This is a genomic window from Idiomarina aquatica, from assembly GCF_003987185.1.
Taxonomy (GTDB): Bacteria; Pseudomonadota; Gammaproteobacteria; order Enterobacterales; family Alteromonadaceae; genus Idiomarina; species Idiomarina aquatica.
This window is the reverse complement of record NZ_PIPS01000001.1, coordinates 485,931-512,107: the sequence shown is the minus strand read 5'-3', so window position 1 is coordinate 512,107 and position 26,177 is coordinate 485,931. Positions and strand designations below refer to the sequence as shown.

The window sequence follows — 26,177 nt, the reverse complement described above, 5'->3', positions numbered from 1 at the left end:
ATGGGTTTTGTGGCATTGCCGGCATCCCGCATTGAAAACGACCTTCGCACGAATTCAAAACATGGCATTGAAAATATCCCCAAATCTCGTGCAAATCGTGGGTACCCATCGGCTTAGCGAGGCGCAGCCTCGCGTGCCGATCGGGGCGGAGGGCATTCCCGCCTCCCGGAGCCGCATCGATCGCCGGCCGCATGCGCCCCCGATATCGAAAAAATCCCGCGGCCAAATCCGCGCCGATATTGAAAAAATCCGTGGTCCTATCGCTTCCCGAAAATCGCCCCCAGATCGTGGGTACCCATCGGCTTAGCGAGGCGCAGCCTCGCGTGCCGATCGGGGCCAAAAAAATTCCCGCCTCCGAGCGCCGCATCGATCGCCAGCCGCATGCGCCCCCGATATCGAAATAATCCGCGCCCAAATCCGCACCGATATTGAAAAATTCCGCGTTCCCATCGCCCCCAGATCGTGGGTACCCATCGGCTTAGCGAGGCGGAGCCTCGCGTGCCGATCGGGGCCAAAAAAATTCCCGCCTCCGAGCGCCGCATCGATCGCCAGCCGCATGCGCCCTCGATATCGAAAAAATCCCGCGGCGGAGGGCATTCCCGCCTCCGGGCGCCGCATGATCGCCGGCCGCATGCGCCCTCGATATCGAAATAATCCGCGGCGGAGGGCATTCCCGCCTCCGGGCGCCGCATGGATCGCCGGCCGCATTCATCCCCGATATCGAAAAATTCCCGCGGCGGAGGGCATTCCCGCCTCCGGGCGCCGCATGGATCGCCATAGGCAAAAAAATGGTATGATCTGTTAAATGCTAAGAAACCGCTACAATAAGAGCAAATTCAAAATAGGGAACCTCTAACATGGTGATTAAACCAAAAATTCGTGGGTTTATTTGTACTAACGCGCATCCGGCTGGTTGTGCGGAAAATGTTCGTCGTCAGATTGAGTGGGTGAAGCAACAGCCGCGGGTTGAGAATGGGCCGAAGAATGTGCTGGTGATTGGCTCGTCGACGGGTTATGGGCTGGCGTCGCGGATTACTGCGGCGTTCGGTAGTGGCGCTCATACTTTGGGTGTTTGCTTCGAAAAAGAACCGACTGAAAAACGTACGGGTACGGCCGGTTGGTACAACACTGCGGCGTTCCATGAGCAGGCTGCGGCTGAGGGTTTGAACTTCCATTCCATTAATGGCGATGCGTTTTCTGATGAAATCAAGCAGCAAAGCATCGATTACATCAAAGCCAATATGGGCAAAATTGATTTGGTGGTGTACAGCCTGGCGTCGCCGAAGCGTAAGGACCCGGAGAGTGGCGAGGTTTACAGTTCGGTATTGAAGCCGGTGGGCAAGCAGTACACCACCAAAACCTACAATACTGACCGCGATGAAGTGCACGAAGTGACGCTCGACCCGGCTACGGATGATGATATTGCCAACACCGTCAAGGTGATGGGTGGTGAAGACTGGGAGCGTTGGATCAAGCAACTGCATGATGCCGGCGTATTGGCGCAGGACTGTCAGACTACTGCTTATACCTACATCGGCAAAAAGCTGACCTGGCCAATTTATGGTCACGCCACCATTGGTCGTGCGAAGGAAGACCTCGACCGTGCCTCCAGTGAGTTGGATAAAAACTATCAGGACATTAACCTGAAAGCTTATGTATCGTCGCTTAAAGCGCTGGTTACACAAGCCAGTTCGGCGATTCCGGTGATGCCGTTATACATCTCGCTGATTTATAAAGTAATGAAGGAAGAGGGCACGCACGAGGGTTGCATTGAGCAGATCTATCGTTTGTTCACCGAAGGCTTGTACGCGCAGAACCCGGAACTTGATGATGCCGGCCGTTTGCACATGGATGGTTACGAAACCAACGATGCCACGCAGGCGAAGATCGAAGCGCTGTGGGATCAGGTCACACAAGAGAACTTTCATGAGCTGGCTGACTACAAAGGCTACCATCAGGACTTCTTGAATTTATTTGGGTTTGGCTTTGATAACATTGATTATGATGCTGACGTAAATCCAAAAGTTAACTGGTAAGCGCACCTGAAAAAGTGTTAAAATCCGCCCGATAAGTGTGGAATACGTTTTTAAGTTACGGAGTCTGGTGGTCGCGTAGGCGTTGCCATGCTCGGTAACTTATTGATTTTTCAGGTTTCCAGCCCTTACCGGCTGGTTGTGATGAATCTTCCCTAACGAGTAGTGCAAACGCATATGATTACTATCAAGAAAGGGCTGGATATCCCGATTAAGGGAGCCCCCCAGCAGCAAGTATCCGACGGTAAGGCCGTGACGACGGTCGCTACCCTTGGAGAAGAGTATGTCGGTATGCGCCCGACCATGCACGTTAAAGTTGACGAGCGTGTGAAAAAAGGTCAAGTGATTTTTGAAGACAAAAAAAATCCGGGCGTTAAATATACTGCTCCTGCAGCGGGTGTTGTTAAAGACATCCCGCGTGGCGAACGTCGCGTATTGCAAGCAGTAGTTATCGAATGTGATGGCGAAGAGCAGATCACCTTTGATAAATTCGACAGCGACAAGCTCGACTCTATCGGTCGCGACAAAGTTCAGGAAATTCTCGTAGAGTCTGGTCAGTGGCCAGCGCTCAGAACTCGCCCCTACAGCAAGGCTCCGGCACTTGACGCAGAAGCTACGGCTATCTTCGTTAATGCGATGGACACCAACCCGCTGTGCATGGACCCAACGTTGTTCATCAACGAACACAAACAAGCCTTCATCGATGGCTTGAAAGTGTTGTCAAACCTGACCGACGGAAAAGTTTTCGTGGTTAAGGCGGGTGATGCAGAAGTTGATACCGGCGATGCGAAAGTACAGCTGGAATCCTTCGGCGGCGTGCATCCGGCTGGTTTGGTCGGTACTCATATGCATTTCTTGCATCCGGTTAGCCTGAAGCGTCCGGCGTGGCACATCGGCTATCAGGACGTAGTTGCCTACGGTAAATTGTTCACCACTGGTGAAATCTTCACCGATCGGATGGTGGCGGTTGCCGGTGAATGCGTAAAAGAACCTCGTGTGTTGCGTACTCGTATGGGTGCCAACTTGCGTGAACTGACTGACGGTGAGCTGCAAGGCGATAACTACCGTATTATCAGTGGTTCAGTGTTAAATGGTCACAAGGTGGACGACGCGCACCAATGGCTGGGTCGTTTCCATACCCAAGTCAGTGTTATCCCTGAGGGTAACCACAAAGAATTCTTCGGCTGGTTGCGTCCAGGTTCGGACCTGCACTCGGTTACCCGAGCTTATGCCGGCCACTTCAATCCGAAGAAGCTGTTCAGCATGACCACCTCACTGAACGGTTCGTCTCGTTCGATGGTGCCAATTGGTAACTATGAGCGCGTGATGCCGTTGGATATCGTACCAACGCTGTTACTGCGTGACTTGTTGTCAGGTGATACCGACGAAGCTCAACAACTGGGTTGTCTGGAGCTGGACGAGGAAGATTTGGCATTGTGCACCTATGTTTGCCCTGGGAAGTACGAGTACGGCCCGGTGCTGCGCGATTGTCTCACTAAGATTGAGAAAGAAGGCTAACCATGAGCTTGAAAGATACACTCGAGCGTATTGAGCCGCAGTTTGAAAAGGGCGGCAAATACGAAAAGTGGTACGCGCTGTATGAAGCAGTAGCCACTATCTTTTACACGCCAGGTACGGTGACCCAGTCACGCACGCACGTTCGTGACCGCATCGACCTGAAGCGCATCATGATCCTGGTTTGGATGATGACCTTCCCGGCTATGTTCTGGGGCATGTACAACGTTGGTAACCAAGCGGCGCTGGCGCTGGCAGACGGTTATCAGTTATCTGACGCCTGGCAGGTGGGCTTGTTCCACTTATTGGGTGGCGATCTTGGCGCTGACGCCGGCTGGGGAACTAAGATGTGGTACGGTGCCTGCTGGTACCTGCCGATCTACGCGGTAACCTTTATTGTCGGTGGTTTCTGGGAAGTGCTGTTTGCGTCAATTCGTAAGCACGAAGTTAACGAAGGCTTCTTCGTGACCTCGGTACTGTTCTCATTGATTCTGCCGGCGACCACGCCACTGTGGCAGGTTGCTCTGGGTATCACCTTCGGTGTTGTTATCGGTAAGGAAATCTTCGGTGGTACTGGCCGTAACTTCCTTAACCCGGCACTGACCGGTCGTGCGTTCCTGTACTTTGCTTACCCGGCAAGTATGTCTGGTGACTCTATCTGGACGGCGGTCGATGGGTTCTCTGGCGCGACTAACCTGGGTAAAGCGGCGCTGGGTAATCTCGATTACGCTAACACGGAACTGTGGTGGGATGCGTTCCTGGGTAACATCCAGGGTTCAGTCGGTGAAGTTTCAACGCTGATGATCCTAATCGGTGGTCTGGCACTGATTTACTTCCGCATCGCCTCATGGCGCATCGTTGCTGGTGTGTTCGTAGGTATGGTGCTGTTCTCCGGTCTGCTGAACCTGATTGGTAGCGACAGCAACCCAATGTTTGCGATGCCGTGGTACTGGCACTTAGTGCTGGGTGGTTTTGCGTTCGCGATGATGTTCATGGCGACCGACCCGGTTTCTGCGTCATTCACCAACAAAGGTAAATTTGCATACGGCCTGTTAATTGGTTTCATGACGGTGATGATTCGTGTCATCAACCCGGCATTCCCGGAAGGTATTATGCTGGCTATCTTGTTCGCGAACGTCTTTGCACCGTTGTTTGACTACTTTGTAGCACAGGCAAACATCAAACGGAGGTTAGCACGCAATGTCTAAGAAGAATGAAAGTCTAGGCAAAACCATCGGTGTGGTGCTGGCTCTTTGTTTGGTGTGTTCGATTCTGGTTGCTGGCTCAGCGGTTGCGCTGAAGCCACTGCAGGAAAAGAACGCGGCGTTGGCTATGCAACGTAACATTCTGGATGCGGCCGGTATTTTAGAACCGGGTATGGATATCCCTGCGGTTTACAACGAGCGTATTAATGCTCTGGTTGTTAGCCTGAAAGATTATCAAGTACAGCAGGACGTTAATCCTGCGGACTTTGATAACCGTAAGGCAGCAGGCGACCCGGACACCAGCACGCGCTTGCAAAAAAGTGAAGATATCGCAGGCATCGGTACCATGGAAACCATGACCGAGGTATACCTGGTGATGGACGAAAACGGCAACCGCGACGGTGCGGTACTGCATATTCGTGGCCAGGGCCTGTGGGGCACCATGTACGGACTGATCTCGTTGGAAGACGATCTGAACACCGTACGTGGCGTTAACTTCTATGAACATTCTGAAACACCGGGGCTCGGTGGTGAAATCACTAACCCTAGCTGGGTGAAAACCTGGGAAGGTAAAGAGCTTTTCGGTGACGACGGCAATGTGAAGTTTGACTTGGTTAAAGGTGGCGCAAGCAATGAGCATCAAGTTGATGCCCTTTCAGGTGCAACCCTAACCAGTAACGGCGTTGACGCGCTTATCGACTTTTGGATGAGCGACAAAGCTTACGGTCCGTTACTCGCTAAACTTCGCAAAGGAGAGCTGACCAATGGCTAGTGCAAAAGAAATGAAGTCCGTTTTATTCGGACCGATCTTCGCGAATAACCCCATTGCGCTGCAGATCCTCGGTGTCTGCTCAGCACTGGCGGTAACGTCTAAGATGACCAACACGCTGGTTATGTGTATCGCACTAACCGCGGTTGTTGCGGCATCAAACTTTTTCATCTCGATCATCCGTAACCACATTCCTTCGAGTGTGCGGATTATCGTGCAAATGACCATCATTGCGAGTCTGGTTATTGTTGTTGACCAGGTGTTGCGAGCCTACGCTTACGAGATTTCCCGTGAGTTGTCGGTATTCGTTGGTCTGATCATCACCAACTGTATCGTTATGGGCCGTGCCGAGGCTTATGCGATGAAGAGTACGCCGTTTATGTCGCTACTGGATGGTATCGGTAATGGTCTGGGTTACTCTATCGTATTGTTGGTGGTTGGCTTTATCCGTGAGCTGTTTGGTTCAGGTAGCTTGTTCGACGTACAAATTATGCCACTGGTGTCAGAAGGTGGTTGGTACGAGCCGGTTGGCTTGTTGCTGATGCCGCCAAGTGCGTTCTTCATCATCGGCGGTTTTATCTGGGTACTGCGTACCTTCCGCCCAGAACAAGTCGAACCTAAGGAGTAACGGCCATGGAACAATATATTAACCTGTTCATTCGTGCGATTTTCATCGAAAACTTAGCGCTGTCGTTCTTCCTGGGAATGTGTACCTTTTTGGCAGTGTCCAAAAAGGTAAAAACAGCCTTTGGTTTGGGTGTAGCGGTTATCGTGGTACTGGGTATTTCAGTACCGGTTAACAACTTGGTTTATCACAACATACTGGCGCCGGGCGCGTTGGATTGGGCGGGCTTCCCTGATGCGGACCTGAGCTTCCTGCGCTTCCTGACCTTTATCGGCGTTATCGCGGCTCTGGTGCAAATCCTTGAGATGGCACTGGATAAATACGTACCGGCGCTGTACAACGCGTTAGGTATCTTCCTGCCGCTGATTACCGTTAACTGTGCCATCTTCGGTGGCGTGTCGTTCATGGTTGAGCGTGACTACAACTTTGGCGAGTCTGTGGTTTACGGTATCGGCAGTGGCGTGGGCTGGTGTTTGGCGATTGTTGCCTTGGCAGCGGTGCGCGAGAAACTGAAATACGCTGATGTACCGGATGGTCTGCGTGGTTTGGGCGCGACGTTCATGTCAGTAGGTCTTATTGGTTTGGGCTTTATGTCGTTCTCCGGCGTATCTCTTTAACCAGTGTGTTGAATCAGTAAACGTTAAAGGTACGAATCGATGGATATTACTCTGATAGCGCTCGGTGTAGGGATGTTTACCATCATCGTACTGATTTTGGTGGCGATCATCATGGTCGCTAAATCAAAGTTGGTACCGCAGGGCGATGTAGAAATCCTGATTAATGAGGACGAAGAGAAGAAGATTGTTACCCAACCGGGCACCAAACTGTTGGGTGCACTGGCGAACGCGGGTATCTTCGTATCGTCTGCATGTGGTGGCGGTGGCTCTTGTGGTCAGTGCCGGGTTACGGTGAAAGAAGGTGGCGGTGACATTCTGCCAACCGAGCTTGACCATGTGACCAAGCGCGAAGCGCGTGAAGGTGTGCGTCTTTCTTGTCAGGTTAACGTCAAGCAAGACATGAAAATCGAGCTTCCGGAAGAAGTCTTTGGTATCAAAAAATGGGATTGTACCGTTAAGTCTAACGACAACGTTGCAACCTTCATCAAAGAGTTCGTGGTACAGCTGCCGGAAGGTGAAGAAGTGCCTTTCCGTGCCGGTGGTTACATTCAGATCGAAGCTCCACCGCATCACGTTAAGTACAAAGATTTTGATATTGCGCCAGAGTATCGTGGTGACTGGGAACGCTTCGGCTTCTTAGACGTCGAGTCTAAAGTTGACGAAGAAGTAATTCGTGCGTACTCAATGGCGAACTACCCGGAAGAAAAAGGCATCATCATGTTGAACGTTCGTTGTGCGACTCCGCCACCGAACGATCTGAGCTTGCCGGCGGGTAAAATGTCATCGTACATCTTCAGCCTGAAGCCAGGTGATAAAGTAACGATTTCTGGTCCGTTTGGTGAATTCTTCGCGAAGGATACTGACGCCGAAATGGTCTTTATCGGTGGTGGTGCTGGTATGGCACCGATGCGTTCGCACATTTTCGACCAACTGCGTCGTCTTAACACTAAGCGTAAGATCAGCTTCTGGTACGGTGCACGTTCACTGCGCGAAATGTTCTATGAAGATGACTTCAACATGCTGCAAGAAGAAAACGACAACTTCGAGTGGCACGTGGCGTTGTCGGATCCTCAACCCGAAGATAACTGGGATGGTGATACCGGCTTTATCCACAACGTGTTGTATGAGCGTTATCTGAAAGATCATGAAGCACCAGAAGATTGTGAATACTACATGTGTGGTCCACCGGTCATGAACGCGGCGGTCATCAACATGTTGCACGAGCTTGGTGTTGAAGATGAAAACATCATGCTGGACGACTTCGGTGGTTAATGCATGATGGCTTTTAAACCATCCGTGGTCGCTAAATGGTGGCTAGTCCTTCTGGGACTAGCCTTTTTAGTGTCATGTTCGGACGCGCCAAAGCAAATTCGTTTTAGTGGCGATACCATGGGGACCACCTACAGTATCGCGCTTTACAGTAAAGATCCGCGCCATACCCAGGCAGAGATTCAGAAAAAAGTCGAAACCGTGTTGGCGCAAGTTAACGCGCAGATGTCGACCTATGATCCGGACTCGGAACTGTCGCGTTTCAACCGTCACGAATCGACCCAACCGGTGGTGATCAGCCGTGCGCTGGAACGGGTTATCGGGCGGGCGTTAGCGATCTCTGAACAGACTGATGGTTTGCTGGACGTTACCGTCGGCCCGCTGGTGAATCTGTGGGGCTTTGGTCCACAGGCAAAACCGGAACAGGTGCCAACGGCAGAAGAACTGGAAGCGGTACGGGATTATGTGGGTTACCGCAAATTGCGCATCGAAAATCATCAGTTGACCAAAGCGCATCCTAAGGTATACGTCGATTTATCAACCATCGCTAAAGGCTATGGTGTGGATCGTGTCGCTTACCTGCTGGACGATTTGGAGATTACCCAGTATCTGATTGAGATTGGTGGTGAGATCCGCACCCGCGGTGGCAAGCCGGACGGTCAGCCCTGGCGGCTAGCGGTTGAGAAGCCGGTTTCTACGGAACGATCGATTCAGGAAATTGTCTCATTTAATGAAGGGGCACTGGCCACTTCAGGCGATTACCGTAATTTTTATGAAGAGAACGGACGTCGTTATTCACACATTATTAATCCGTTAACAGCCGAACCCATTCAGCACAATTTGGTGTCCGTAAGTGTCTACACCGACGACTGCATGTCGGCGGACGCTTATGCAACCGCGTTGCTCGTGATGGGAACCGAACAGGCAAAAGCGTTTGTGGAAAAACATCAGCTCGCGGCGTTATTGGTTTACAAAACCGATGATGGCTTTGGTGAGTGGGTTAGCCCGGCGTTTGAGCCGTTGTTATCGGAGCAGTGATTAGGAGTTCTCATGCAAACCTTTCTTTTGGTACTGGCGTTGTTTTTGATCGTCGTAGTGATTATGGCGGTCGGTTACATTGTACAGCGCAAGACCATTTCCGGAAGTTGCGGTGGTATCAGTTCATTGGGTATGGAAAAAGCCTGTGACTGCGATGATCCGTGCGACAAGAAAAAAGCGCGGATGAAAAAAGAGCAGCAGTGGAAAGAAAACCAAATCCATTGACCACAAAACGTTATAACGATATAACTACCCTCAATCATCGCCGTAAATGCCGTATTGGGGGTAGTCATGAATCCACTTGAGTTACAGCCGGACAGTCAGGAAATCTACTTAGACTGCAACGCCACCACACCGGTTCTTCCCGATATTGCCCGCTCGGTGTCACACACCATGGAAGCCATTTTTGGCAACCCCTCCAGCAGCCATATTACCGGCCTGAAAGCGCGTTACATTTTGGACACGACTCGCCAGCAGGCGCGAGAGGCGATTGGCTCCTTTAACAGCAAACTGATTTTTACCAGCGGCGCGACCGAAGGTATTCAGACCGCGGTGGTGTCGGCGATTCGTGCTGCCGTGCAGAACCCCGACCGGCCACGGCAATACTTGCTGTATGGTGCAACCGAACACAAGGCGGTGCCGCAGGCGCTCGCCCACTGGAACGAATTACTGGGCTTAAACGCCGAGTTGCTGGCCATTCCGGTCGATGAAAAAGGGCGGCTGGATTTAGATTTTGTTGCCGCGCACGTGGCGCAGGCAGCAATGATTTGTACCATGGCGGTGAATAACGAAACCGGCGTAGTGCAGGACTTAAGCCGTTTAGAGCAGGTGATCCGTCAGCATGCGCCAACGATTCCGTGGATGGTCGACTGTGTGCAGGCGCTGGGCAAACAAAACCTTCAGTTGGACAACACCAGCATTGATTACGCGCCATTCAGTGGTCATAAGCTGTATGGCCCTAAAGGCATTGGTTTTATGGCGATCCGTGACAGCGCGCCCTTTACCCCGCTGATCATCGGTGGCGGACAGGAGAGCGGTTACCGCTCGGGCACCGAAAATTTGCCCGGCATTGCCGCGCTCAATGCGCTGTTTGAGGTCATGAACGGTGAACACAAGAGCTTTGCCTCGCACGCGACGCTGACGGCCTATCGGGAGCAACTGGCGGCGGCACTGAAAAAGGCGTTCCCCGGCGTGGTGTTTAATAACGACTTTGCCGTATCGGTGCCTACCACCTTGAATTTTTCCGTTCAGGGGGTCTCTTCACGTGACATCATGGACGTGCTGGATGCCTGTCATATCCGCGTTAGTTCAGGTTCGGCTTGTAGCTCGAAAGTGACCCGCAGTTTTGTGCTGGATGCCATGGGGTTGCCGTCCTGGCGTAGCGAGTCGGCGATCCGGATGTCGTTTGGCCCGGCCACCACCCAGGCCGAGATTGATGAAGCCTGCAAACGCCTGCAACAGGCCGCAGACGCGCTACAGCAGTCGTGCCTGATTGTGGCGGATACCAACGACGACAACGACAGTTTGCTGGACGGCGTGGTGCAACTGCGCTACGACGACAGTTGCAGTTATCTGCTGATTGATCGGGCCGCCAAAGAAATGGTGGTGATCGATCCGCACCCGGCTTTGGCCGGGCGTATCGAGAACATCGCCCGTTGTCAGCATTATCAGGTACCGGCGGTGTTGAGCACCGCCGCAGAAGGTGAGTGTGCCGATGCGGCGGCGCTGTTGCGCGATATGTTACCGCTAACCAGTGGCGACAGCGATTTGTTTGGCTGGCCAACCGCCGCGATTGCCCAGTGCGATGCCATCCCACAAGAATGTCAGAGCGGTGTTGATGGCTGTCTTAATATCGGCGCCCGGCGTTTGTTCCGCTTCGGCAGCCGGTTACCGGTGTATCTGCTGAGTGAACCGGTGGCGGAGCGGCAGGCACTGCATGTTGATTTTGCCTTTATCGGCAAGGACATTGCGCGGGAGTCTTTGTGTCGCTGTCTGGGTGAACGTACGCTCATCTGTGCCGGCTATGATCCGGACTCTCAGTTGGTCACCCGATTGGACGACCGCGCCTTAGCCGTGCCGCAGACCGGTATCGATATCGCGATTGGTGACGAAGATTTCTGGCGCCGTGAGGACGTCATTATCATTGACGTGCGTGAACGGCAGGAGCATATGGTGGATGATTTGCCGTGTTGCGCCCAGGTGATTAACGTCCCGCTTACGCAGGTGGTGCAGTTCATTCACGATAACAGTGAGTTACAGCAGCGTGAACTGATCTGTGTGTGCCGTTCGGGTAACCGCAGCGGCGTTGTTGCCAACGCGCTGCGTCGTCATGGGTTTACTAAAACCCGACATCTTCTGGGCGGTCTGGCTCTGGCTTCCAAACAAGCTTAGCCACAAAGCCTTCTTTGCCAACCAGCCAACAACTGATGTTGCCATGGCACTGGACGTTCCAGACATTGGCATCGGTGAGGGTGAACCATTGGCTGCTGGGCACGTGATAAGCGGCTGCGCCGGAAGGGTTTGAGGTGAGCAGCCAGCGGCCATTGTGTTCGACCACACTGAGACTGTACAGCGCCCCTTGCAGGGGAGGTTCCGGCAGCGCGTTGAATTCATTGCCGTCGTAAAACCACAACCGCTTGCCTTCGTCCTCGGCGGGATCAATGTGACCACCGGCGATATAAAACTGCTCATCATCAAGCGGCCAGACTGCAAAGATACCGGCGTTAGGCCCGGCCTGCATCGGGCTGTCGATGACGTCAAAACGGATACCGAATCCGCCTTTGCGCAAAACTCGCGCGGTATCCGCGTTGCCGGTACCGATTAACCAGGTATCGTTATTAAAGCGCACACAGCTGCCGCTGGAGGCGAAACCGCCCTCGTTGGACTGCGGCTTTTCGCTGATTGCACTGTTGGCTTTAATCCAGTTGCGGCCGCTCGGACTGCGCACAATGCGCCACTCATCGCCGACGCTGTCACCGAATACCCAGGCTTCACCATTGGGCGAAATGCCCATGCAGTTTAAGAAGGTATCGGCTTCGGCGCGGTAGCGCATACGCCAATTGGCGCCGCTGTTGTCGGTAAAGTAAACTTTCGACTGACCGTCATCGCCGATACTCAGTACATACGCCTGACGATTGTCGATGGCTTCGATATCCCGAAATTGCAAATCGTCCTGGCCTGGCTGACTGTAACGCCAGTTCGTGCCGCCGTCTTCGCTGTGCGCCACCTGCCCATTTTCGCCGGATAACCAGATCGTTGACCGGCTAACGGGGGCAACGCCTATCCAGAGTTGTTTCTCAACATTGTCGAACACTTCAAGTTGTGGTGGCTCTACCGCCAGCGCCGGAGCGCTGAGTGCGGACGATGCCAATAACAATGTAACGAAATGGCGTTTTATGTGCATAGACCAACCTTGGTGGTGGCGACGCGCGCTATTGCGCGTCGAAACAAATGTTATTGTCTTTTGTACTATCATCGCCCATCAGATACAAATAAGTCGGCATCAGATCTAACGGTGTTTTGAGCTGTTTTGGATCTTCTGCCGGATAGGCTTTTGAGCGCATACTGGTGCGGGTTGCCCCAGGATTGATGACGTTGGTGCGAACCGTGGTGGTGTCGTACTCGTCAGCAATCACCTGTGCCATACCTTCTGTCGCAAACTTCGACACCGAGTAGCTGCCCCAGTAAGCGCGCCCGTTACGACCGACGCCTGATGAAGTAAAGACCAGCGACGCCTGCGGTGCCAGTTGCATAACCGGTAACAACGCCTGGGTCATCAGCATCGGGCCGGTAACATTGACCTGCAACGAATCGCGGAAGTCGTCTTCCTCGATGTGGGTAAACGGCGACAGAATACTGAGGATGCCGGCGTTGTGCAGCAATCCGTCCAGGCGCCCGAACTGTTCTTTAATGGTGGCGGCCATGTCCTGGTAATTTTGTTTGCTCGCGCCTTTTAAGTCGAGCGGAATAATCGCGGGGGTCGCGCCACCGGCTTGTTCAATTTCATCATAGACCGCTTCCAGCTTGGCCACGGTGCGACCGAGCAGAATGACGGTAGCGCCATGTTCCGCAAACGACAGCGCCGCCTGACGGCCGATGCCGTCACCGGCGCCGGTAATAAGAATGACTTTGTCCTTCAGCAGGTCAGGACGCGCTTGGTAATCGTGTACAGTTTTGATTTGCATATTTATCGTTTTCCATTGGACTGTTAGCGTCAGTGTAAGCTATTGTACTGATATTCGGATAACTTCTCAGCAAACGAATAGAAATTCCGGAAAAAGCCTTTTATCTTAATTCATACAGGTGTATAAAAATCGTTAAGCGAAGGCTTCATAATAAAAATGTAAAAAAGGACTGGGGAATCCACATGAAAAAATTATTACTCCCATTGGCGATTGGATCAGCACTAAGTCTGGTCGGCTGTGGTAGCGGTGATGAAGCACCGTTGACAGAAGAAGAAATTAATATTGCTGCAACGCGTGTTCAGTTTGATCCTTCTAACAGCATTATTCCGGCGCCAACCAACGTGTTGTTGAGCGGTACCGTTGATGGCACGCTGAATATCCCGGTTGCAGATCCAAGCGACAGCAGTGATCCACAAGTGGCTTTAAATGGCCTAGACGGTTGGGGGACACACCCGACCATGACCTTTAACTTCTCATTGCCGCGTGATGAAAATGGCGACCTGATAGCCGTGGCAGCAAGCAGTGTCGAAGCGCAGGGTGCGATTCGTGTGTTTGAAACCATTCAGGGCGGCTCGGACGTAAGCGCCGAGTGTGCTGCAGCGAGCCCGGCGGCGGCTTGTGCGGTAACAGCTGAGCTGACACACGGTGTTGACTTTACCGTATCGGCGGTTGATGAAGACACCGTTGCGGTGGTACCGCTACGGCCGTTAAAACCGAAAACTGGTTACATCGTGGCATTAACCTCGAACATTCAGGACGAATTGGGTCGTGATGTTCATCCCTCACAAACTTACACATTAATGAAACGTCCGGCCGACAGCGATCCGGTATCGTCAGATCCGTCGGCGGTGTCGCTGCAGCGCTTAATCAACAGCTATGAAGGCGCTCTGGCGCAGTTTGGTGTGGATGCCGAAGACGTGATTTATGCGTCCAACTTTACCACCCAGTCGGTCGGTGATGTGCTGGGCGCAACTAAACAGATGCTGGCCTTAAGTGCGGCGGGTGTGGATACACCTTGGTCGCCGGAAGTGCCGGTTATGCAGGCTGCTCCACAAGGTTATACGTTGGACGTGGTGCTGCAGCAGAACGGTGTCACCGATCCGGCGGCGCTGGCTGCGGCTTCGGCAGCGCGCGTGTACGGTGGTCAGGTTAACCTGCCTTACTATTCACCGTTGCCAACCGCTGAAAACCCAACCGCGCCGATTGACGGTCGCTGGCAGGCAGCCTGTGACAGCCCGGCATCGATTTTAGGTGCGATTGAACAGGGTGTTATTGATCCTGCAGGTGCGGGTATTCCGGCTGAAGCGCTGGAGGATCCAAGCTTGCTGTTGCCACCGAATAATTGTTTCGACTTCCCGGGTGTGGATAACGAACGTCACTTAACCAAGTACAACCCGGTTCCGGCCATTCAGGGCACACAAACGGTACCGGCGTTTATTACCATTCCGGATCTGGCGACCGTTAACGCGATTCGTGCTGAGCGCGGCATGGCGGAACTGGAAGCGGTCCCACAAGGCGGCTGGCCGGTAGTGATTTTCCAGCATGGTATCACCGGTGAGAAGACCAATGCCGCAGGTATTGCCGGCTCATTAGCAGCCGCTGGCTTTGCCACCGTGGCCATTGACCATCCATTACACGGTGACCGTGCCTTTGGTGCGATTGACGCATCCAGTCCGGCTGGTGTGACGGCGTACATGAACCTGGCTAACCTGCTGGGCGCTCGCGACAACATTCGCCAGTCGATTGCTGATCTTGTCGGCTTGCGTATGAGCCTGAATAACTTCATGGCAGCGGACGGCGCACAGCTGAACGGTCAGGACGTGCACTTTGTCGGTCACTCGCTGGGCGCGATTGCCGGTGTTGGCTTTACCGCGTTGGCGAATACGCCATTGTCTAACCCACAACTTGAGCCGTTAAGCCCAATGTTTGAAGTGCAGGCATCGTCGTTCGGTATGCCGGGCGGCAGCATTGCCAACTTCTTGCTGGCGTCAGGTTCTTTCGAAGTGCCGGTTAAGAGCCAGTTGCTTTACTCAGCCAGTGCAGAGTTTGCCGAAGTGGTTAACGCACAGGCGGAAGCGGCCGGTGTGACGCCGGGTGGTGAAGGCTTCAGCGAATTGCTGGCACAGGTGTACACGCAGTTTATCGATGGTGCATCGGACGCTGAACGTGCGCAGATTAATGCAACCTTTGAGCAGTTTGCCTTTGCTGCGCAAGCGGTGATTGACTCGGCGGACCCGGTTAACTATTCGGCGGGCGTTGTGGCGACCGAAACGCCGGTTCATTTAATCGAAGCAGTGGGTGACGCAACCATTCCAAATGCGGTTGCGGGTAAACCACTGGCAGGTACTGAGCCATTGATTGGTCTGATGGGTCTGCCTTCGGTATCGGCTACGGTGCAGTCCGAAGACGGTAATCCGGTATCGGGTGCGGTGCGCTTTAGTGCTGGTGACCATGCGTCGTTGGTATCGCCGGAAGCGTCTGCGGCGGCGACAACCGAGATGCAAACGCAGATTTTCAGCTGGTTTGGTTCGGATATGCTGATGCTGCCTGTCACTAACGAAGATGTTGTTCAGTAGCAGGTAAGGCGGTGTTCCGCCTTACCCGCTTGGCAAAAAGGTCAGCTTCGCTGGCCTTTTTTTGTTTGGCGCGGGCGGTGCCCGCTTGCTTGGCGCCCTGCGGGCTTGCTTGGCGGCTTGTGGCTTCGCCACTCGCCTTGCTTTTTTAGGTGTGCTTGTGGCTTCGCCACTCGCTTTGCCACTTGTCCGGTGGTTTGGGGCTACAGCGGTGTGGAAAAGTGCTAGACTAAAGCGAACTGTGGAATGTAGGAGTGGATATGGAATTTTTAGCCGATGTCGGCGGATTTTTGTTAAAAGCAGCCATTATTGTGTTCGCTTTTGTGGTGATCACCGGTGTTATTGCTCAGGCTGCGCAAAAGCAGAAGAAACAAAAAGGCGAATTGGAGGTTACCCATTTGTCGCGCGAGCTGCAGGAAATGCAGGATGCCTTACAGATGGAGCTGTTGGACAAAAAGGCGCGCAAAAAAGCGGAGAAACTGCTTAAAAAAGCCCGTAAAAGTGAAGAAAAACACGATAAACGTTTGTTTGTGATCGACTTTAAAGGATCTTTGGATGCCAAGGAAGTCGACAGTCTGCGGCGTGAAGTGAACGCTATCCTGAGTATGGCTACCGACAAAGACGACGTGCTGGTGCGGCTGGAAAGCGGCGGTGGCGTGGTGAATGGTTATGGGTTAGCGGCGGCGCAGTTGCAGCGTTTACGTGAGCATGGCATGACCGTACACGTGGCGGTGGATAAAGTTGCGGCCAGTGGCGGCTACATGATGGCCTGTGTGGGTCACAAGATTTACGCGGCGCCGTTTGCTTTTATTGGCTCCATTGGTGTGGTCGCACAAATTCCTAACGTGCATCGCTGGTTGAAGAATCATGACATTGACTTTGAACAGATTACCGCCGGTGAATTTAAACGGACGCTGACCATCTTTGGTGAAAACACCGAAGAAGGGCGCCGTAAGTTTAAAAAGGATCTGGAAGCCATCCATCACCAGTTTAAGGACTTCGTCCAAACCAACCGTCCGCAACTGGATATCGACAAAGTGGCAACCGGTGAGGTGTGGTCAGGACAACAGGCGAAAGAACTGGGGTTGGTGGATGAGATCATCACCAGTGACGCCTGGTTGCTGAAACAGCTGAGTGAACGCGAAATCCTGAAGCTGGAATACAGCGTGAAGAAACCCATCAGCGAACGTTTTGCCAAAGGTGCGGCGACATTAATCCACACATTGAAGACCTCGTTTGCCCGCTCGGATGTGTAATTCATCGTATCATTAGCCCACACAACGGTTTGGCGCTAGCGCGGCTAGCGCCTTTTTGCTAGGCTATGGCGATTATTTTGGGCTTGACTGATAAGACGCTAACTATAAAGGACTCGTATGAGTGATAAGAAAAAACTTAGCCTGACCGCGCGCATTGCCATTGGTATGTTCGCCGGTATTATCCTGGGGCTGGCGCTGCGTTACCTGGTAGGTGAAAGTGCCTGGGTTGATAGTTATCTGACGAATGGTCTGTTTAATATCATTGGTCAGATATTTATTACCTCATTAAAAATGCTGGTGGTGCCCTTGGTGTTTGTGTCGCTGGTGGTGGGTACCTGCTCACTGAGCGACCCGAGCAAACTCGGCCGACTGGGCGGTAAAGCCGTCGGTTTGTATTTGATCACCACGGCTATTGCCATTTCGATTGCGATTTTCTCGGCCATATTCAGCCGGGTTCGGGTGTCGAGCGCGACTCTAATGCCACCTTTGAGCCCTCGGAAGCGCCGTCACTGTCGCAGGTTATCATCGATTTGTTCCCGGATAACCCGATCAATGCGATGGCCGAAGGCAACATGCTGCAAATCATTGTGTTTGCGTTGTTGTTCGGTATTGCGATGGCGCTGGTTGGAAAACCCGGTGAGCGCCTGAAAGGCTTTTTTGACGACTTTAATGACGTCATCATGAAGCTGGTGGTGATTCTGATGAACCTCGCCCCCTACGGTGTGTTTGCGCTGATGGCGAAGTTGTTCACCGAAACCGGGCTGGGCATGATTGCCGGGTTGGCAAAATACTTCTTCCTGGTACTGGTGGTGCTGATCATTCACGGATTGGTGGTGCATCCATTCCTGCTGAGCGCCTTAGCGCGTGTTAAGCCGGGCATCTTCCTGAAGAAGATGCGTGACGCGCAGCTGTTTGGTTTCAGTACCGCATCCAGTAACGCCACCATGCCGATTACGCTAGAAACCGTTACCAAACGTCTGGGCGTTAAGAACAGCGTCGGTTCCTTTACCGTACCGCTGGGTGCCACCATCAATATGGACGGCACCTCAATCATGCAGGGTGTGGCGACGGTGTTTATCGCGCAGGTTTATGGTCTGGATTTGTCCGTGGGCGACTATCTGATGGTTATCCTGACCGCGACACTGGCGTCGGTAGGTACCGCAGGTGTGCCCGGCGTTGGTCTGATCATGCTGGCAATGGTATTGCAGCAGGTCGGGTTACCGGTTGAGGGTATTGGCCTCATCATCGGTGTTGACCGCTTGTTGGATATGACCCGTACCGCGGTTAATGTGACCGGTGATGCGATGGTAAGTTGCGTTGTGGCGAAGTCGGAAGGTGACTTTGACGAGGACGTTTACTACGATCGCGAAGCGGGTAAAAAACTCGAAGATCTGTAGGTCGCGCCCCGGCGCGACACGCTTCCGGCGGTACGCATCGGAGTTATGCGGCCGCCGGTTTAGCGGTGCAAAGCGGACCACCGAGCCAGCTAATTTAGTCATATTCCATTCCTGCCTATTATAGATTAAATCGTTCGTTCGCTTCCTTATGTATCGGATTTATTATCGACGCCATCATGGTTTAAGAGGTGGCGACGATGGCGATACAGCAGTTACCCATCATTTCGTACAAACAGTTAGACACGCAAGCCGAGCGCGAACGGTTGCTCTGGGCCGCCAGTGAGGTTGGCTTTTTCTATCTGGTCGAGCACGGCCTTTCGGAGGCTGATTTGGACGCCGTGTTACGCGTCAGTCGGCGCTTCTTTGCATTATCACAAGCGGCCAAAGAGCAAGTCAGTATGGCCTATTCGCCGCATTTTCGTGGCTACAACGCGGTTGGTCAGGAAGTCACGGCCGGTGCCGTTGATATGCGCGAACAGTTTGACTGGATGAACGAAGAGCCGGCGCCGCAGCAGCTACAGTATGACTGGCAGCGGGTGATCGGGCCGAACTTGTGGCCGGCGGCGTTGCCGCCGTTGCGGGAACAGTTACTGAGCTTAACTCTGCGGCAGACAGAGATAGCCGTTACCTTACTGCGGGCGTTGTGTCAGGCGCTGGGTGTCGCATGGAATGCGTTGGATGACAGTTTCCGCGACGGTCCTTACACCCACTCGAAAATTATCCGCTACCCGGGCACGGAAGCCTCCAGCCAGGGCGTTGGTGCGCATAAAGATCCGGGCTATCTGACGTTTGTGCTGCAGGATCAACAAAGCGGTCTGGAAGTGGAACATCAGGGTGAATGGCTGGACGTCGAGCCATTGTCCGGTTCTTTTGTGGTGAACATTGGTGAGCTACTGGAGCTGGCGTCTGACGGTTTTCTGCAGGCCACCAACCACCGCGTGCGCGCGCCCAAACCGGGTACCGAGCGCTTTTCGGTCGCTTACTTTATGGCGGCACAACTGGATGCCACAGTGCCGGTACTGGATTTACCAGCCGCGATGAAGGCGAAATCAAAAGGCGTTTCGACCGATCCAAATAACCCACTGCTGTCGCAGGTCGGTGAAAATGTGCTCAAGGGCCGGGTGCGATCGCACCCGGATGCGGGCAAGGCGGCGTAGGACGCCGCCGCCATTCCTATATTAAACCGGCGAACCGGAATGGAATTTAAAATCAGCGTCGGGGGATTCGATCAATCCGCGTTCAATGGCACCGAAGAAATTAACCCGGTCACTGATGTCTTCATCGGAGAACTGTTGAGCCAGGGTCAGATAGTCCTGGTAATGGCGGGCTTCCGAACGCAGTAACGACACATAAAACTGCCCCAGACGTTCATCGACATAGGGCGCGATGGCGGCAAAACGTTCGCAGGAACGCGCCTCGATGTAGGCTCCGCAAATCAATTTGTCGATTAACGCCGCCGGCTCGTAAGTGCGCACGTGGGTCAGTAGTCCCCGGGCATAACGGCTGGATGTGAGCTTGTCGTAGTCAATGCCGAGCTGTTGGGCAATTTCCAGCACCTGATAAAAGTGATGCAACTCTTCTTTTATCAGCAGCACCATTTTATCAATCAACTCCTGGCTGTAGGGCCGATCGGATTTCGGCACCATGCGCTTATTGAGACGGTTATGCTGAGCCAGGTCGCGCCAGTCGCCCACCATGCGGTAGGTAAAATCTTCATAGGGTTTGAGCCACGCCAGCAGCGCATTACCGCTTTCTTCGTCGACCGCGTAGCGGCGGATCAGCAGCATCGCACTCTGCGCCGCTTTTAATTCGCACACCATATGATCGCGTAACAGCACCGGCAGGCTTTCGGGTTGTTTTGCCCGTTCCAGCCAAGCTTCGGGCGTACGGCACTGTAAGAAGGAGTTTATCGGGGTCAGTAACGATTCGATGTCGTCGTGGGACAAGCGATGGCTCATACGAAAGTTCAGTTGGTGTTGATGAATGAGCCGCTATTTTACGCCAATAGCGTGAAAAATTGAATCTCAGCGGCATCGGTTTCCGTGCTTATTACGTATTGTTAACAAAGTGTTTGTTTTGTTAAATAAAAGATCTTGACAGGTTAAAAAATGTTCTCAATAGTAGAGGCTAAGGTGAATTTTTACTCACTTGTGCGCTCAAACAGTGAGAAGCACGTAATAACAACAAGAAGCCGTTATAACGGACAGCGATGATGACAGTTATTACTGTGATCAGCATTATGGGAACAACAAGGGCGGCAGAGCCGCGTTAAATGGGGAAGTCAATTATGATACTGAATCACATCTGGGGTCTATACGCTCATCCAATGGAAGAGTGGAAAACCATTGACGCAAAACGGGAAAGTATCGTTAATTCGTTAACGCATATTTTGTTTGTCGCAATTTTACCCTGTGTTGCCGCTTACTATGCGTCGGCACACATCGGTTGGAGCGTGGGCGCCCGCGAGTCTATTTTTCTGACGCAGGGCAGTGCGGTGATGCTTGGGGTTGCAATGTACCTTGGCATTATTGCTGCGACCTTTGCTTTGGCTTACTTAGTGTACTGGATGGCGAAGACTTTTGGCGCTGATCCGAGCTACACGCAATCGCTGGAGTTGGCGGCTTACACCGCGACACCGGTGATCATGTCCGGTATTGCAGCGCTGTACCCTGAACTCTGGTTCGTGGCGTTGATTTTCTTAGCGGGTGTGGCGTATTCGGTATATCTGCTGTACGCGGGTATTCCGGTGCTGATGCACATTCCGGAAGAGCGTGGTTTCTTGTACGCCAGTTCGGTGGTCACTGCCGGTCTTATCCTGATGGTGATCCTGATGGTAACCACGGCAATTCTGTGGACCAACGGGTTTGGTCCGACGTTTATGTCTTGATGTTCATGTCGCCGATCGGGGCGATCGGTGAATTGACGTTTTGGCCCGATCGGTGGATTGACGTTTGTTCCCGATCGGTGAATCGACGTTTGTTCCCGATCGGTGGATTGACGTTTGTTCCCGAACGGTGAATTGACGTTTGTTCCCGATCGGCACGCGCGATTGCATCGCGCTAAGCCGATGGCTACTTACGATCTGAACTTTCGTAGCTTGCGCCTCGGGCGCAAGTTACCTCTTCCGATATCTCCTGACAATCTCTCGTAGCTTGCGCCTCGGGCGCAAGTTACCTCTTCCGATATCTTCTGACAATCTCTCGTGGGTGCGCCTCGGGCGCAAGTTACTTTTTGTAGATGCCTGAATATCGTTTGGGGTTGACTATTTTTTGGGCGTCGTACCAGTCGCCCAGTACGATGCGTTGGGCTTTTTGGCCGTTGGCGTAAAAGGCGTGGATGGCAGCGCGGTGGGTGTGACCGTGGATCAGTCGTTGTACCTGATGTTTTGCCATGACGTCGAGCACGGCTTGGTGTTGGGCATCCATCTGCCGCAACCGCTGTTGGCTCAGGTTGGGACGTTTTGAGGCGGAACCGGCGCGGAGTTTGCGGGCGATGCGCATACGCAGTGACAACGGCAGGTGGCGCAGCACAAATTTACTGATCGGGTGTTGGATGATGGCGCGGTAACGCAGGTAATCGACATCGTCGGTACAGAGGGTGTCGCCATGCATTAACAGCACAGGTTCGCCATCCAGCTCAATCACGGTTTCATCAGGCAGTATGGTTAAACCGACCTCATCGGCAAAGCGCTGACCCAGCATAAAGTCCCGGTTTCCGGGCATGAAGAACACATCCACGCCCGCCGCACTTAACTGCCGCAACTGGGCTTTGATGTGCGCGGCAAAATCACTGGGATCGTCATCGCCTAACCAGGCGTCGAATAAATCTCCGAGAATATATAGCGCATCGAGGTGTTGGTGTTGCTGACAGAAGTCGCTGAACGCGGCCGTTATGTCTGGCCGCGCCGGCGATAAGTGAAGATCAGCGATAAACGCAGTCGTCATGACAACGCTTAGTCGTTGATGGTGACTTTCTTGATGACCACATCTTCAACCGGTACGTCCTGATGGAATCCAGCAGAACCGGTTTTAACGCCTTTAATGGTGTTAACCACATCCATTCCGCCCACCACTTCGGCAAACACGCAATAGCCATAGCCATTCGGTGTTTCGTTCTGGAAGTTCAGGAAGCTGTTGTCATTGACGTTAATGAAGAACTGCGACGATGCGGAATGAGGATCCGGCGTACGCGCCATCGCAACCGTACCGACGGTGTTCGGCTTCGCGGTTTTGGCTTCGTTCTCGATATTGTCACGGGTTTCTTTTTGCTTCATGCCTGGCTCAAAGCCACCGCCCTGAACCATGAACCCATCGATGACCCGGTGAAACAGGGTGTTATTGTAAAACCCGTCACGAGCATATTTCAAAAAGTTTTCAACGGTATTCGGCGCGGTGTCGTGATGCATTTCCAGCGTGATGTCACCGTGGTTTGTGTGTAATACAACCTGCATATTGGTATCCTGTAACAATGACTAAACCGGGCGCTAGTGTACCAGAGCGTTGCGTTCAGTGGTATCATTAGTGCTTTAACCGAATCTTATCAACCATCGAAAAAAGGAAGCGCAGCAACCATGGCACTGACACTGTTTAATACCCTGACTCGTGAAAAGCAGACGTTTACGCCGCTTAACCCCGGCAAAGTGGGTATCTACGTGTGCGGTGTTACCACTTACGACTTCTGTCACATTGGCCATGCGCGTACCTATGTGGCCTTTGATGTGGTGGTGCGCTATCTGCGCAAATTGGGTTACAGCGTCAAGTACGTTCGCAACATCACCGATCTGGACGACAAAATTATCCGCCGGGCGATGGAAAACGGTGAAGATTTCCACGCCGTGACCGAGCGTTTTATTGCGGAAATGCATCAGGATTTCGATGCCCTGAACCTGCTGCGCCCGGACGTTGAGCCGCGGGTCACCGAACACATGGACCAAATCATTGCTATGATCGAGCGCTTGCTGAGCAACGGCCACGCCTATGTTGCCAGTAACGGTGACGTGTTGTTTGATGTGTCCACCTTCGCTGATTATGGCCGCCTCAGTCGTCAGGACTTAGAGCAACTGCAGGCGGGCGCCCGGGTCGAAGTGGACAACGCGAAAACCGATCCACTGGATTTTGTGTTGTGGAAGAAAGCGAAAGCCGGAGAACCGAGCTGGGACTCACCCTGGGGACCGGGCCGTCCGGGCTGGCACATTGAATGTTCGGCGATGAATAAAGAACACCTGGGTGAAACCTTTGATATCCACGGCGGAGGCTCGGATTTGACCTTCCCGCACCATGAAAATGAGATTGCGCAAAGCTGCTGCGCTAACCAGTCAGACTACGTTAACTACTGGATGCACAGCGGCATGGTGCAGGTTGACGACGTTAAGATGTCAAAGTCGCTGGGTAACTTCTTTACCATTCGTGACGTGCTGAACGCTTACGACGCCGAGACCGTGCGTTATTTCTTGCTGTCGAGCCATTACCGCTCGCAGTTGAACTACACCCAGGACAATTTAGAGCAAGCGCATGCCGCGTTGGAACGTTTGTACACGGCGTTGCGCGGCATTGAGCCGGCAGCGGCCAGTGCGGAATTGCGTGATCCTTACTGGCAGCGTTTCAGCGCCGCGATGAACGACGATTTTAATGCGCCGGAAGCCATGAGTGTGCTGTTCGATCTAGCTCGCGAGCTGAACCGTGTCCGTGACAGCCAGCCGCAGCAGGCGGCACAATTGGCCAGTGTGCTGAAAGAGCTGGCTGAGGTGCTGGGCTTGTTGCAACAGGCGCCGGAGCAATTTCTTCAGGGCGACAGCGACGATGTGGCATTGATCGAGTCGCTGATCGCCAAACGTAATAACGCCAGAGCAGAAAAAGACTGGGCGGCAGCCGATGCAGCGCGTGATGAACTGACCGCGATGGGTATCGTGCTGGAAGACGGCGCTGACGGCACCCAGTGGCGCCGCAGCTAACACGCCCTTAACCGGAGGTAAAAGAATTATGGCATTTGCACAATTACACTGCGTGGAATCACTGGCGCAGGCCAAAGAAAACCAAAACGTCGATGCGCTGATCGTGATCGGCCCGTTTGACCGCATCGAAGATACCGAGCTCAGTGAAGCCATTCGTGGGGCTCAACAGGCTGACCAGCGCATTGGCAAGGAAACCTTGCTGTTGTTGCAGGACGGCGTGCCGGGCAAGCGTCTGGTGCTTGCGCCGACCGGGCCACTGAACCGTGACTATGATGACGTTCGTCAAATTTTCGATGCCGCCGCTAAAGCCGCTAAAATGGCACAGGACGCCGGCGCCCGCCATCCGGTGCTGATGCTGAATGCGGTTAATACTCAGGACGAACGCTATCAGAACGCGCACCTGGCAGCCTATTTGGGTGTTTGTCAGGCGCTGTATCAGCCGCTGGAAGCGCGCGAAGCGCTGGGCGAAGATGATATTGAGCCGACCAAAGACGTGACCCTGGTCGGTGCGCTGAACCGTGACTGGGCAATGGCGTTGGAAGCCGGTAAACGGGTGGCCCGTGATCTTGCCGGAACCGAGCCAGAGCGCATGGCTCCGCTGCGGTTTGCCGAGTACTGCCGACAAGCGTTTGCGCACACGGCGGTTAAAGTCACGGTGATCGACGATTATCAACAACTGCAGCATGAGTACCCACTGGCGGCCGCCGTCGGGCGTGCGTCGATGGACGTAGAACGTCACCGTCCCTGCGTCATTCGACTGGAGTACAAAGGCAGCAAGCCCGAGCGCACGGTGATGTTTGCCGGTAAAGGGATTGTTTACGATACCGGTGGTGCGGATCTGAAAACCGGCGGTCACATGGCCGGCATGAGCCGTGATAAAGGCGGTGCGGCTGCGGTGGCGGGTTTTGTTAAAACGGTTGCCGAAGTACAGCCCGAACATCTGCACGTGATCGCGGAAATTGCCGCGGTGCGCAACAGCATCGGCGCCGACGCTTTTGTGGCTGATGAAATCATTACCGGCCACAGCGGCAAACGGGTACGCATCGGTAACACCGACGCGGAAGGGCGCCTGGCAATGGCTGATTTGCTGTCGCATCTGCGTGAGCAGGCCGCCGCCAGTGAGTTACCTTGTGATCTGTTTACTGTGGCAACCCTAACCGGCCATGCGGCCTTGGCAAAAGGTCCGTACACAGCGCTGGTGCCAAACGGACCGGCACGTAAAGCACAGCTGGCTCAGCAGTTGTTTGAGGTCGGCGAAGTGTTTGGTGACCCGGCAGAAATTTCCTGGTCGCGGCGCGAGGATTTTGACTTCGTTAAAGGCCGCACGCTGTGTGATGATCTGCTGTCATCAAACAACGGACCGTCAGCAACAACCGCCCGTGGACATCAGTTCCCGATGGCGTTTTTAAGCGGTGTTGCGGGTCTTGATGAGCATGGTATTGCCAGTGATAAACCGCTGAATTATGTCCATGTGGATATTGCTGGCAGTGGTGTTGAGGGCGGTGACTGGCAACACGGTAAGCCGACGGCGGCACCGGTCACGATGCTGGCCGCGCAATACCTGCGGAAATAATGGCTATTTGCCCCTTACGGCGCGGCTGTTAGCAACATCGCTGCGCTCGTTGCGGCTGTTTGTGCTACGCACGGCTTTTACCGCCGTCAGGCAAACAGCCTTAGCGGCCGAAGGCACGCTAAAAACAGCCGTCGCGAAGCGACAAGTAGCCGCAGCGCAGCTGCAAAAAGCCG

General features: G+C 53.5%; 21 protein-coding genes and 1 pseudogene. 17 read left to right on the top strand and 5 right to left on the bottom strand.

The genetic code is table 11. The features are described from left to right. The first annotated feature begins 857 nt into the window (after positions 1-857). The 10 genes from fabV (at position 858) to CWE23_RS02470 (ending at position 11,462) form a co-directional block, all read left to right on the top strand. Positions 858-2,036, top strand: coding sequence for an enoyl-ACP reductase FabV (gene fabV / locus CWE23_RS02515; RefSeq protein WP_105305928.1), 1,179 nt, complete (start codon positions 858-860; stop codon positions 2,034-2,036). Between the two features lie 174 nt (positions 2,037-2,210). After that, positions 2,211-3,551 (top strand): Na(+)-translocating NADH-quinone reductase subunit A, encoded by a 1,341-nt coding sequence (locus CWE23_RS02510; protein ID WP_105305929.1) that lies wholly within the window; start codon positions 2,211-2,213, stop codon positions 3,549-3,551. Between the two features lie 2 nt (positions 3,552-3,553). Beyond that, positions 3,554-4,756: an NADH:ubiquinone reductase (Na(+)-transporting) subunit B gene (locus tag CWE23_RS02505; protein WP_105305930.1), complete on the top strand. Its 1,203-nt coding sequence runs from the start codon at positions 3,554-3,556 to the stop codon at positions 4,754-4,756. Further along, positions 4,749-5,525: a Na(+)-translocating NADH-quinone reductase subunit C gene (locus CWE23_RS02500; protein ID WP_126819291.1), complete on the top strand. Its 777-nt coding sequence runs from the start codon at positions 4,749-4,751 to the stop codon at positions 5,523-5,525. The genes CWE23_RS02505 and CWE23_RS02500 overlap by 8 nt, the downstream gene beginning before the upstream one ends. Further along, positions 5,518-6,150 (top strand): NADH:ubiquinone reductase (Na(+)-transporting) subunit D, encoded by a 633-nt coding sequence (locus CWE23_RS02495; RefSeq protein WP_126819289.1) that lies wholly within the window; start codon positions 5,518-5,520, stop codon positions 6,148-6,150. The genes CWE23_RS02500 and CWE23_RS02495 overlap by 8 nt, the downstream gene beginning before the upstream one ends. 5 nt (positions 6,151-6,155) lie before the next feature. Continuing rightward, positions 6,156-6,764, top strand: a complete 609-nt coding sequence (nqrE, locus tag CWE23_RS02490; protein WP_105305933.1) for an NADH:ubiquinone reductase (Na(+)-transporting) subunit E — start codon at positions 6,156-6,158, stop codon at positions 6,762-6,764. 45 nt (positions 6,765-6,809) lie between these two features. Further along, positions 6,810-8,036 carry an NADH:ubiquinone reductase (Na(+)-transporting) subunit F gene (gene nqrF / locus CWE23_RS02485; RefSeq protein ID WP_126819832.1) on the top strand — a complete coding sequence of 409 codons (1,227 nt, stop codon included), beginning with the start codon at positions 6,810-6,812 and terminating at the stop codon, positions 8,034-8,036. A 3-nt stretch (positions 8,037-8,039) separates the two neighbouring features. After that, positions 8,040-9,071 carry an FAD:protein FMN transferase gene (locus tag CWE23_RS02480; protein WP_105305934.1) on the top strand — a complete coding sequence of 344 codons (1,032 nt, stop codon included), beginning with the start codon at positions 8,040-8,042 and terminating at the stop codon, positions 9,069-9,071. 12 nt (positions 9,072-9,083) lie between these two features. Beyond that, complete coding sequence (gene nqrM, locus CWE23_RS02475; RefSeq protein ID WP_105305935.1) at positions 9,084-9,296, top strand: (Na+)-NQR maturation NqrM; 213 nt, start codon at positions 9,084-9,086, stop codon at positions 9,294-9,296. A gap of 66 nt (positions 9,297-9,362) precedes the next feature. After that, the gene (locus CWE23_RS02470; RefSeq protein WP_126819288.1) at positions 9,363-11,462 is read left to right on the top strand and encodes an aminotransferase class V-fold PLP-dependent enzyme; all 2,100 of its coding nucleotides are present in this window, start codon (positions 9,363-9,365) and stop codon (positions 11,460-11,462) included. Here the strand turns inward: CWE23_RS02470 and CWE23_RS02465 are convergent. Together CWE23_RS02465 and CWE23_RS02460 are read right to left on the bottom strand one after the other, a co-directional pair. Continuing rightward, the gene (locus CWE23_RS02465) at positions 11,410-12,474 is read right to left on the bottom strand and encodes a WD40/YVTN/BNR-like repeat-containing protein (protein ID WP_126819286.1); all 1,065 of its coding nucleotides are present in this window, start codon (positions 12,472-12,474) and stop codon (positions 11,410-11,412) included. The two genes, CWE23_RS02470 and CWE23_RS02465, sit on opposite strands and share 53 nt — an antisense overlap. A gap of 28 nt (positions 12,475-12,502) precedes the next feature. Further along, positions 12,503-13,255, bottom strand: coding sequence for a YciK family oxidoreductase (locus tag CWE23_RS02460; protein WP_105305938.1), 753 nt, complete (start codon positions 13,253-13,255; stop codon positions 12,503-12,505). Positions 13,256-13,437: 182 nt separating this feature from the next. On the opposite strand from CWE23_RS02460, the gene CWE23_RS02455 reads away from it, so the two are divergent. From CWE23_RS02455 to CWE23_RS02440, 4 genes and pseudogenes are all read left to right on the top strand, one after another. Then, complete coding sequence (locus CWE23_RS02455; protein ID WP_126819284.1) at positions 13,438-15,831, top strand: VolA/Pla-1 family phospholipase; 2,394 nt, start codon at positions 13,438-13,440, stop codon at positions 15,829-15,831. Positions 15,832-16,088: 257 nt separating this feature from the next. Continuing rightward, positions 16,089-17,084, top strand: a complete 996-nt coding sequence (sohB, locus tag CWE23_RS02450) for a protease SohB (RefSeq protein WP_126819283.1) — start codon at positions 16,089-16,091, stop codon at positions 17,082-17,084. A gap of 117 nt (positions 17,085-17,201) precedes the next feature. Further along, positions 17,202-18,481, top strand: a pseudogene (locus CWE23_RS02445) (dicarboxylate/amino acid:cation symporter). Positions 18,482-18,678: 197 nt separating this feature from the next. After that, positions 18,679-19,638 (top strand): isopenicillin N synthase family dioxygenase, encoded by a 960-nt coding sequence (locus CWE23_RS02440; protein ID WP_126819281.1) that lies wholly within the window; start codon positions 18,679-18,681, stop codon positions 19,636-19,638. 21 nt (positions 19,639-19,659) lie between these two features. Here CWE23_RS02440 and miaE read toward each other — a convergent pair whose 3' ends face one another. Continuing rightward, positions 19,660-20,439 carry a tRNA isopentenyl-2-thiomethyl-A-37 hydroxylase MiaE gene (miaE, locus tag CWE23_RS02435; RefSeq protein WP_126819279.1) on the bottom strand — a complete coding sequence of 260 codons (780 nt, stop codon included), beginning with the start codon at positions 20,437-20,439 and terminating at the stop codon, positions 19,660-19,662. 329 nt (positions 20,440-20,768) lie between these two features. Here miaE and CWE23_RS02430 point away from each other — a divergent pair, with 329 nt between their 5' ends. Then, on the top strand, positions 20,769-21,368 hold the full coding sequence (locus CWE23_RS02430) for a Yip1 family protein (protein WP_105305945.1): 600 nt from the start codon (positions 20,769-20,771) through the stop codon (positions 21,366-21,368). Between the two features lie 337 nt (positions 21,369-21,705). Here the strand turns inward: CWE23_RS02430 and CWE23_RS02425 are convergent, their stop codons facing one another. After that, on the bottom strand, positions 21,706-22,425 hold the full coding sequence (locus CWE23_RS02425; protein ID WP_105305946.1) for a UDP-2,3-diacylglucosamine diphosphatase: 720 nt from the start codon (positions 22,423-22,425) through the stop codon (positions 21,706-21,708). 8 nt (positions 22,426-22,433) lie between these two features. Beyond that, complete coding sequence (locus CWE23_RS02420; protein ID WP_126819278.1) at positions 22,434-22,931, bottom strand: peptidylprolyl isomerase; 498 nt, start codon at positions 22,929-22,931, stop codon at positions 22,434-22,436. 120 nt (positions 22,932-23,051) lie between these two features. On the opposite strand from CWE23_RS02420, the gene cysS reads away from it, so the two are divergent. Next, positions 23,052-24,431 carry a cysteine--tRNA ligase gene (cysS, locus tag CWE23_RS02415; protein ID WP_126819276.1) on the top strand — a complete coding sequence of 460 codons (1,380 nt, stop codon included), beginning with the start codon at positions 23,052-23,054 and terminating at the stop codon, positions 24,429-24,431. A 28-nt stretch (positions 24,432-24,459) separates the two neighbouring features. Beyond that, positions 24,460-26,004: a M17 family metallopeptidase gene (locus CWE23_RS02410; protein WP_126819275.1), complete on the top strand. Its 1,545-nt coding sequence runs from the start codon at positions 24,460-24,462 to the stop codon at positions 26,002-26,004. The last annotated feature ends 173 nt before the right edge of the window (positions 26,005-26,177 follow it).